This window comes from Orenia metallireducens (genome assembly GCF_001693735.1).
In the GTDB taxonomy this organism is placed as follows: Bacteria; Bacillota; Halanaerobiia; order Halobacteroidales; family Halobacteroidaceae; genus Orenia; species Orenia metallireducens.
In genome coordinates this window covers 19332-28930 of record NZ_LWDV01000004.1, presented here as the reverse complement: position 1 = coordinate 28930, position 9599 = coordinate 19332, and the positions used below count along the sequence as shown (strand labels likewise).

13 protein-coding genes and 1 pseudogene are annotated in these 9599 nt (G+C 30.7%); 9 read left to right on the top strand and 5 right to left on the bottom strand.

Annotated elements, in window-relative coordinates; genetic code table 11:
- Window positions 1–12 precede the first annotated feature (12 nt).
- The gene (locus tag U472_RS16655) at window positions 13–180 is read right to left on the bottom strand and encodes a hypothetical protein (protein WP_176714089.1); all 168 of its coding nucleotides are present in this window, start codon (window positions 178–180) and stop codon (window positions 13–15) included.
- 402 nt (window positions 181–582) lie between these two features.
- On the opposite strand from U472_RS16655, the gene U472_RS00625 reads away from it, so the two are divergent.
- Both U472_RS00625 and U472_RS00620 read left to right on the top strand, forming a co-directional pair.
- Entirely contained in the window at window positions 583–927 is a 345-nt protein-coding gene (locus tag U472_RS00625) for a nucleotidyltransferase domain-containing protein (RefSeq protein WP_068714470.1), read from the top strand.
- A complete protein-coding gene (locus tag U472_RS00620; protein ID WP_068714468.1) occupies window positions 917–1294 on the top strand; it encodes a HEPN domain-containing protein in 378 nt (125 codons plus the stop codon). Before U472_RS00625 ends, U472_RS00620 begins: the two co-directional genes overlap by 11 nt.
- Window positions 1295–1323: 29 nt before the next feature.
- Here U472_RS00620 and U472_RS00615 read toward each other — a convergent pair whose 3' ends face one another.
- The 4 genes from U472_RS00615 to U472_RS00600 all read right to left on the bottom strand — a co-directional run bounded on the left by U472_RS00615 (window position 1324) and on the right by U472_RS00600 (window position 4147).
- A complete protein-coding gene (locus U472_RS00615; protein WP_068714466.1) occupies window positions 1324–1890 on the bottom strand; it encodes an IS3 family transposase in 567 nt (188 codons plus the stop codon).
- Between the two features lie 138 nt (window positions 1891–2028).
- Window positions 2029–2907, bottom strand: coding sequence for an Rpn family recombination-promoting nuclease/putative transposase (locus tag U472_RS00610; protein WP_068714463.1), 879 nt, complete (start codon window positions 2905–2907; stop codon window positions 2029–2031).
- Between the two features lie 396 nt (window positions 2908–3303).
- Window positions 3304–3498 (bottom strand): hypothetical protein, encoded by a 195-nt coding sequence (locus U472_RS00605; RefSeq protein ID WP_068714462.1) that lies wholly within the window; start codon window positions 3496–3498, stop codon window positions 3304–3306.
- A gap of 55 nt (window positions 3499–3553) precedes the next feature.
- Window positions 3554–4147, bottom strand: coding sequence for a tyrosine-type recombinase/integrase (locus U472_RS00600; protein WP_068714460.1), 594 nt, complete (start codon window positions 4145–4147; stop codon window positions 3554–3556).
- A gap of 391 nt (window positions 4148–4538) precedes the next feature.
- Here U472_RS00600 and U472_RS00595 point away from each other — a divergent pair, with 391 nt between their 5' ends.
- From U472_RS00595 to U472_RS16060, 7 genes and pseudogenes are all read left to right on the top strand, one after another.
- A complete protein-coding gene (locus U472_RS00595) occupies window positions 4539–5573 on the top strand; it encodes a tyrosine-type recombinase/integrase (protein ID WP_068714458.1) in 1035 nt (344 codons plus the stop codon).
- Between the two features lie 6 nt (window positions 5574–5579).
- Window positions 5580–6086, top strand: a complete 507-nt coding sequence (locus U472_RS00590; RefSeq protein WP_141677911.1) for a hypothetical protein — start codon at window positions 5580–5582, stop codon at window positions 6084–6086.
- 240 nt (window positions 6087–6326) lie between these two features.
- Window positions 6327–6887, top strand: a complete 561-nt coding sequence (locus U472_RS00585; RefSeq protein WP_083189675.1) for a metal-dependent hydrolase — start codon at window positions 6327–6329, stop codon at window positions 6885–6887.
- A gap of 165 nt (window positions 6888–7052) precedes the next feature.
- Complete coding sequence (locus U472_RS17325) at window positions 7053–7181, top strand: hypothetical protein (RefSeq protein ID WP_281201041.1); 129 nt, start codon at window positions 7053–7055, stop codon at window positions 7179–7181.
- 404 nt (window positions 7182–7585) lie between these two features.
- Window positions 7586–8782, top strand: a complete 1197-nt coding sequence (locus U472_RS00580; RefSeq protein WP_068714452.1) for a replication initiation protein — start codon at window positions 7586–7588, stop codon at window positions 8780–8782.
- A 318-nt stretch (window positions 8783–9100) separates the two neighbouring features.
- Entirely contained in the window at window positions 9101–9343 is a 243-nt protein-coding gene (locus U472_RS00575) for a helix-turn-helix domain-containing protein (RefSeq protein WP_068714450.1), read from the top strand.
- 20 nt (window positions 9344–9363) lie between these two features.
- A pseudogene (locus tag U472_RS16060) lies at window positions 9364–9495 on the top strand (transposase); the annotation flags it as partial.
- Between the last annotated feature and the right edge of the window lie 104 nt (window positions 9496–9599).

Here is a 9599-nt window from a genome sequence, read left to right as displayed (position 1 = left end):
ATTTTTATTTTTTTAATTTTTGTATAGATAATCTTTGATTTCACTTAAATCTTCCTTCATAATCTCTACAATTAACTGCTCCTCTACCTCTTCTCCCTGATCTTTAACGATCTTCCCATTGACTACTTTAAACTCTGATTCAGTATCTCTTCCCAATAATCTCTCTAAAAAATTAAGCATCTTAGCCACCTTCCTTCAGTATCTAACCTGTAATTATTCAGCTCTAATTTTCAACTTATATCCAATTAAGTGGCTTCAACGTTGATTGTAGCCACTTTGAAAACAAAGCCTATAACCATGCTATTTTGGCTATTATATATATAGTAAATAAATATATAAAAATAATGTTATTGTAGTGTTAATAGTAGTAAAAAAGACGAACGTTTTTTCGATAATTGTTCTTTATATCTATATTTATATTTGTATAAATTTTCCATATGATTGATATGGTTAATTATTTGTGATGATTAAATTATTTTATATAATTTAGTTTCATTAAAAGACTGTGATTAATACACAGGAGTTTTAGTTTTTTGAATCTAATGGTATAATAAGATATAAATAAAACAAAGGAGGATTATTATGGAACTTAAAGCTGATAAGTTAATTACGCCTGATGAGATATCTATTGTTGTTAATCGTTTGCTTACAGCTTATCATCCAAATACTAAGTCAATCTATCTTTTTGGTTCTTATGCTTGGGGAAATCCTAATGAAGATAGTGATTTAGATATAATGGTTGTACTTAAAGAAGCTCAACAGAATCCTCATAAAAGGGTAGTGAAAGGGTATAAGGCTTTAAGAGGAATTATGACCCCAACTGATCTTATAGTTTATACAGAAGAAGAGTATAAGAAACTACTGAAAGATGAATTTAGCCTCTGTAACCATATTGTCAAAGAAGGAAAGAAACTTTATGAGTGCTAGTATAAAAGCATGGTTGAAAAAGGCTGAACATGACTTAAAATCTGCTAAAACTCTTAATGAAGCTGACTTATTAGATACTGCTATCTACCATACTCAGCAAACAGCAGAAAAGGCTTTAAAAGCCTTTATAGTTTACAAGACTAAATCTTTTAGTAAAACCCATGATTTAAGAAGACTAGTGATGATAGCTGCTAATATAGACAAAGAGTTTAATCAATTTATGGATTATGCAGAAGAGTTAACCCCTTATGCAGTAGAATTTAGATATCCTACAGAATGGCCTTTGCCAGATAAAGATGATGTTTTAACTGCTATCAAGATGGCTGAAGAGATATTTACCTTTGTAAAAGATAAGCTTGATGATTAATTTCTCAAGTTCTTAAAAAAGTAGCTACCTCAATTGAGGTAGCTACTTTTACTAGATTCATATAGTCCCACAAACGATGCTAAATAGCACCAACCATCTTGGATAGTATAGATATATGTAATATCAGATACCCATTTTTGATTAACAGAGGTGGTGGAGAAATCTCTTTCTAAGAGATTTTCACCACATACATTGTCAGATTTAGAAGGATAATGTTTAAACTTTTTATGCACAATTGACCCAATATCTAATTTTTTCATTAATCTTTGTACTCTTTTAATACTAACATCCCAACCTCTATCTGAGAGTTTTTTATGAATTTTAATAGCACCATATCGTTTGTGGCTATCTAGATAGACATCCATAATATCTTCTTGTAGCCTTTCATTTTCTTTCTTTATAGCTAATAATTCTTTATAAGTAACAGTAGTATCTTCATCAATATCTATTTCTGTATAAAGTTCAATCCAGTTATCTATAGAAGTTCTAGAAACACCATATTCACGAGAAAGCTCTGATTTAGATTTACCTGATTGGTAAAATTCTATTATCATTTGTTTAAAATCTTCATTATATCTTTTACCTGTTGATGCCATATGGACACACCTTTTCTTAATTATATTTTATAATGTTCAACTAAGTGTGTCCATGATTTTATACTAACACCAATATGTTAAAGGAAAGAGGATGAATCTTTAAAAATCCATCCTCTTTATCTTAAATTTATTATTTTTCTAATGTCTAGCTTTCTTTTTTATCTCTTCTATCTCCTCTTTTGATAATCCGCTGGCTGCAACTATCTTATCTAATTCTACGTGCAAGTCCAATAAGTTCTTAACCATTTCTAATTTTCCTTTGTTCTTGGCTGTTTGATAAAGGTTGGTCATTTCTTCACTAATACCCAATTTATCAGCACCTCCTAATTTTTCGTTGATATCTTGATAAAATTTATCTTCTAATTCGTCAGGTAAATATAATAATCCATCTAAAAACTTAAAGATCATATATACTTTCTTTCTACTATATCCCTTTTCAGTTAGTAAATCAAATAGCTTTTCTTTAAATTCAAGCTTCTTTTCTTTGCCTTCTTGCTCCCCTTTTAGCTGGTAAAGACCTGCTAATACTACTAAAGCAAAGGGATTATCTGATGCTAATAGTTTTTCTTCTTTTTGATCTAATATCTTATAGGTTTTATATTTATAATTTAATTCAGTTTCATAGAAGCTATAATCAAATTTAGCTGGTTGATAGTCTTTTCTATCCTCTGTAAAGATAGCGAAAGCCACTATCTTCTTGCTATATTTATCGTAAATACGATAGAAGTATTTAAACATTCTCTCACTAAACTCTTTTTCATAATAGCCTTGTACTTCTAAATGAACTAATATCCAGTTCTCTGTTCCGTCTTTTAGATGTACTTTTACTAGTCTATCTGAAAGTTTCTTTCCTTTGATAGTCTTATCAACTATATTAGCTAACTCATTATCAAGAAATTGATAGCCTTTAGCAAAGTCTATGTTTGAATATAAGTCGGTCATAAAGAACCGTAAAAAGTCTTCAAATAAGTCTTCTATGATTTCTTTCCATAATAAATCAGGTGTTTGCTTTTCCATATATATAATGGCTCATTTTTGATTAATCTTAAGCTCTATAACACAATTATATCATACTTTTCTTTAATAAATTATTAGATAATAGAGTTACATTTTCTAAAGAAGTATTTTAAATTGAAAATTGCTTCTACTTTTTTATTTTTATTTTATTTTCAAGCAATATAATCTATTATTAACTTAATATTTATTATCCCAATCAATATAAATAGCAACACCAATATTCATTTTGCCTTCACCTTTATAAAAAGCTAGTTTAGGATTATAATTAGATTGATTTAAAAAATTATAAACTTCTTTAAACCTTCCTTTAGCCTCTCTTTTAATTTGTCTTAAAGTAATATCTCCATTATAAAATTTAGTTGCAAATTCTTTTGGATTTTCTACTTCAATAGGAAATTAATCATCATTTATAGATAAAAAATATACTTTGCATTTAGTAGCTCCATGTTGAACCATAGTGTCTAAATCATCAAATAAAGTTTCTTTAGCTTTATTAAAATCATTTCTAAATAAGTCTCTAATTGTTTCTTCTATCTCATTTATGTACTCTTTTCTCTTTTCAGATCTTAAAAATAAACGAGCAACAGACACAGGTAATTCCTCTTCTTGATAAGTAATAAAATAGATATTATGTACACTTGAAATTTTATTTATCTTTTCTAAATCCCTTCATCGCTTCTTCAAGTTCATCATCTACTATATGGGTATAAATCATTGTAGTAGATAAATCCTCATGTCCCAAAGCTTTCTGGACCAATCTAATATTTTTAGTCTCCCGATATAAATCAGTGGCAAAGGTATGTCGTAAGGTATGGGGACTTACCTCTTTAACTATTCCTGCTTTTTGACTATACCCATTTACTACTTTATAGAAGTTATTAGGATTCAGCTTATTTCCTGTTAAGGTTGTAAATACTAAGTTATATTTATTTACTGCTTCTCTTTTAGTTAATTCATCAACTTGTCTTTCCTTCCAGTGCTTTAACTCTTCTAAAGTCTCTTCTTGTACCCATAAGATCCTATCCTTAGCTCCTTTTCCCTGTACTACTTTTAATTTACCACTCATTAAATTAATATCATTCCATCTTAAATTAATTGCTTCAGCTCTTCTTAAACCTGTATCAAGAATTAATTTGATCATTACTCTATTACGTTCCTGGGTGGGATATCTAGTAGTAAATTGATCTAGTAATAATTGTTGCTCTTCTGCTGTTAAGATTACTGGTAACTTTCTACTCATATAATATCAGCCCTTTAAAATTAATTTTATATTATTTTGAACATTTTAATATCTTATTCACACATAAATATAGTCTATCCTAGTTTTTTCAAAATTTCAAGTATAATAATGTCTTATTCACAAACATTTAGTGATAATAATCTATTTTACTCTAGTTTTTTAACATGATAAGGAACGATTACTAGAAAATTGTTCGTGTTTTTTATTAGCACTACTACCACTATTACTTTATTTTTATATATTTATTTACTATATATAATAGCGAAAATAGCGTAGTTATAGGCTTTGTTTTCAAAGTGGCTACAATCAACGTTGAAGCCACTTAATTGGATATAAGTTGAAAATTAGAGCTGAATAATTACAGGTTAGATACTGAAGGAAGGTGGCTAAGATGCTTGATTTTTTAGAGAGATTATTGGGAAGAGATACTGAATCAGAGTTTAAAGTAGTCAATGGGAAGATCGTTAAAGATCAGGGAGAAGAGGTAGAGGAGCAGTTAAAGGTTAAGAGTGAAAAGTTAATAGTTGAAGATCAAGAGATGATTAAAAATGAAGAAGTAATAATGGTAAGTAAAGATATAGTCATTAATGACCAAGTAAAAAAAGAATCTAATCAATCTAAAGAAATTACAGAAATTAATGGGAAGCGAGGACAACCTAAAGGAATCAAGAACTTCTTTCTATTCTTAAAATCGGCTAGTAGAAGCAAGAATACTATTAGAGGTTATCGCTCTGATTTGAGGTATTGGGAAAGAATTGCTAATGCTAACAATAAGACTATCTATAATCTAAGTTTGGAGGGGATTGAAGAGGCTAATACTGGCGAGGATATTAATACTGTCAAGCGGCGGGTTAGTGCTTTAAAGCAGCTGGCTAAATGGTATTTACGTGATGATTATCCTAAGCTACATATTGAGTTAGAAAAGGTGGTTACTGGTAAGGGAAAACAGCGTATTCCTAAAGCTAAGAGTGAAAAGGAGTTTGTTAAGATTAGAGAGCATGCTAAAGAGTTGATTGAACAAAGACAGCGTGAGGGGATCTGGCTGGGATTAATGTTGATGTGTGGTCTTAGAATCTCTGAGATTCAGACTGTAGAGGTAGATGAGAATTGTATTACTGTGATTGGTAAGGGTGATAAAGAGAGAAAGATCCCTGCTCCTAGCTGGTTAATTAAAGCTTTACAGGAGTTTCAGGCTGAAGGGCGAGGGGGCTATAAGCAGAGAAAGACTATTGTAGATCGTTATTTAAGGGAGCTTGGTTATAAAAAGTTCCATAATCTTCGCCATATCTTTGCCACTATGCTTCTTAAAAGAGGGGTTAAACTAAGAGAGATTCAGCAGTTATTAGGACATAGTTCTGTGGCTACTACTCAGATTTATACGAAGACTAATGTAGATGAAGGAGTTACTAAGGTTCTTGAAAGGTAAATGGGGGTGTATTATTTAAAGAGAATTTGTATTTTACTATTATTAATTATGTTAGTCAGTCCAGTAGCAAGGGCAGAAGATACAATTGAGAGTGGAGAATTGAAAATTGAGAATCAAAAGCAAGTTCAAAGCCAAAAGAGTAAAGAAGAATATAAGACTAAAGAGCTAGGTGTTGAAGAGTATTGGGAGAGGTTGAAGGAGAGAGCTGATGAGTTATATTGTAAGGCTAATTTAAGTATGGAGATCAGTACCCTTATTTATGAGGATGGGGAGTTTGGAGGAGAAGCCAAGGTGGAGGTTCCTATCTTTGATGGTGATAGGAGAAAGAAGATTAAGAAGGAGAAGATGGAGTTCTTAGATAAGGGTGCTGAGTTACTAAGTGAGTTAGAAGTTAATTTGAGTAGTTTAGAGGTTTTAAAAGAGAAGGAGATTTATTTGAGGGCTTTAATCATTACTGATGGAGCTAAAGTATTGATGCTTACCATGATGTCAGAGAAGAGATTACCAAGGTAATAGCAGAGATTAATAAAGTTAGAAAGAAATTAGAAGTAATGCTTATGTAGTTAATAGTTAAGAATTAAAAAACACGACCTTTAAAACCTAAAATAGAATAGTTTATCCCTTAAATGGTAGGATATATTAAATCATCAATCATTTGTTATAGGTTTTAAATAACTCTTAACTCTTCATTTTTAACTTTTAACTGACAAAGGGAGGTACGACCGAAGTCATGACCGCTCCAACACATAGTTTATTTGCATTATTTATTATATATTTAGAGTTAAATCTAAGGATGCTTTATTTTATCTGACCTTAGGGTCAATACTACCTGATATTGACCCTCCTCAAAGTACTATTGGGAGGGTCTTCTTCTTTATCTCTAATCCTTTAAATAAGATGTGCGGACATAGAAATTTTACTCATAGTCTGGTTTTATGGATTGCTGTCTTGATAATCGGACATCACTTCTACAAGCCTTTATTCTGGCTAGAGATTGGGGCTTGTTCTCATCTGTTATTGGATACTTGGAATTTGTCAGGAGTGACTTTATTTAAGCCTCTGACTGATAGAATTTTTGTAATGGCTGGGCTGAAGTATCGGGTCAAAGTTGGGTCTAAAAATGAATTGGCGATTATGTTTATCTTGGCTTTGATGGTTTGGGGGAGCTTTAATTTAGCTGAGCTAGGTGGCTTTAGAGGGATGGTCAGGGAATTGATTGGTGACTACAATATCGCCTATAATGAACATCAGAAGCAGGGTACTAAGGTCTGTTACTTAGAAGACAAGTTAAGGATGAATAATGGAGTACTATGAGAGGGAAGATGGCTGATTATTGGTCAAGGTAGGTCTTATGGTAGGCTAAGTGTCTATGATAAAACGACTAAAAAAGTAATTAATATCTATGATGATGGCAGCTTTCTAAAAGCAGTACTTAGACCTACTAATATTTCTTGGAATCTGCTTAATTTAGATAAACCTATGGAGATAAAAGAGGGGCAGGCTTTTTTTAAGGCTAAAGGAAAATGGTATCCAGCTAAAAGAGGTGATTATATTTTTGGGGATATAATTTATCAAGGTCAAGTTAAGCTTACAGAGATTAAATATTAATTGAAGACTAAAAGCTAAAGCAGAGAATAGGTTTATTGGTTCTCTGTTTTTTTATTGAGATTTTAACAACAACAAAGAGGATTAATCATACCCAAAATATTGGTAATAATACTCTATAAATAATGAGTTATCTGGAAAAATACTGTTGTAGTTGTTTTAATAGTTTTAAAGAGTTTTAAAAAGTTTTCCGATATAGACAAACCCTTGTGGTTATAGGATTTGTGAAGTTGAAATGCTACAAATACCTTGTTAAAAGCGACATTTACCTTGCGAAATGCTACAAATATCTTGTTTAATGCTACAAATATCTTGCTAAATGCGACAAATATCTTGTTAAATGCTACTTTTTATTGTGAAGTAGCATTAGTTGTGGTAAACTATTATCAGATAGTAGGAGGTGGATTATGAATAGCAAAGAATTGATTGTAAAACACAATAAATTGATTGAAGCAAATTATAAATTAACTTTACAAGAACAGAAACTTATCTTAGTTTTAGCAGCAGCAATTAAAAAGGATGATACCAAATTTGAAGAGTGTGTTTTTAGTGTAGATGAACTAGCAGATATTTTAAATTTAAATAAAGAAGCCTATTATTCTGAACTTAAAGAGATTACAGAAAAACTATTATCTCGAGTTTTAACTATAAATGAACCTGATGGTTGTTTACAGATATCTTGGTTATCTTCAGCAAAATATTATGATGATTTAGGAAAAGTAGAATTGAGTTTTGCTGAAAAGTTAAAGCCTTATCTTTTACAGCTAAGTAACCATTTTACTAAATTAGAATGTAAAAAATTGATATCTTTAAATAGTGTTTATGCAATAAGAATATATGAGTTATGTAAACAGTATGAAAGGTTAAAAAGACGGGAAATTACAATTGAAGAACTGAAGAGGATATTACAAATTGAAGATATAAAGAGCTATAATCGTTATAATAATTTTAAAAGAAGAGTACTATTGAAAGCTCAAGAAGAAATCAATGAAAAGACTGATCTAAAAATTGACTTTGAAGAACTTAAGACAGGTAGAAAGGTAACTGCAATTAAGTTTATTATTAAGAAGAGGGAGAACCCACCAAAAGAATTAGAATTTAAAGAGTATATTCAGGAGGAGTACTCTCCTGAAGTTTTAGAATTATTTAAGCTTTTACCCCAAGAGGAGCAGATAGAGGCTTATAAAAAGGAGCTAGAGGGTTTATTAGCTGAACATAGCTTTGGATATTTAAAGGCGGATATTAAGTATGCTAAGGAGGCTCAGCCTGATAATTTTATGGGCTTTTTAAAGGCTTCCTGTGAAGGTGGACATTACTCTACTGCCAAGCTCGAGAAGAAAGCCAAGGAAGAAGAGCTAGCTAGGAAAAAGGAAGAAGAAGAGAGAAAAAGAAAAGAGCTTGAAGAGAGAATAGAGAAGAAGGCTAGAGAGATGGCTTTAGAGAGATATGAGGTATTATCAGAGGGGGAACTAGAGAGGTATAATCAGGAATATGAGAAGATGGCTAAACTGGTGCCAGAGAAGTTAAGACCGAACAAAGAGGATTATATAATTGGAGCTTTAGAGGATAAGTTTAAAGAGGAGCTGAAGGAACTCTTTAATTAAGAATTAAAAGTTAAAAGATATAAAGATTCTTAACTCTTCACTTTTAACTGTTTTTCTAAGTTACTGCTGGTTTTGGCAGGAATGATTATAGCTTGGAGGTTAATGATAAGAGTAGGTAAACAATTAACATATTTCGTAAAGTCCCCAAATTGGGGGCTTTTTTTAATTGAATTTATTAAATTAAATTAAAAAAAGTTTGTTGTATTTTGTAAACAAGTATATTATTTAACAAAGACGTTTACAGAAACAGTATAATCCACGTCCTTATTTAGTAGGTAATTTACCAAAAGTAAAGTTCTACAAAAGGAGAGGTTATATTTGATTAACTTAATAAAGCAAGCTAAAAAAGGTGATAAGAATTCCTTGATAGAGCTTTTAAATCGATTCAAACCACTAATTAAAAAGTATAGCAATGAATTAAAGTATGAAGAAGCTGAGACTGATTTGATTATCTCTTTCATTACAATAATTAAAACTTTTAAAATAAAAGTAATAGATCATGAAGGAAATGGTGTTAGTATAAAATCATGGACACACTTAGTTGAACATTATAAAATATAATTAAGAAAGGGTGTGTCCATATGGGATCAACAGGTAAAAGATATACTGAAGATTTTAAACAAATGATAATAGAACTTTACCAATCAGGTAAATCTAAATTAGAGCTTTCTCGTGAATATGGTGTTTCTAGAACTTCTATAGATAACTGGATTGAACTTTATACAGACAGATAGAGGAAGTCAATATACTAGTTCTACCTACATGAATAAAGCAAAAGAATTAAGACTATTACAATCATTTAGTCGTAAAGGAAATC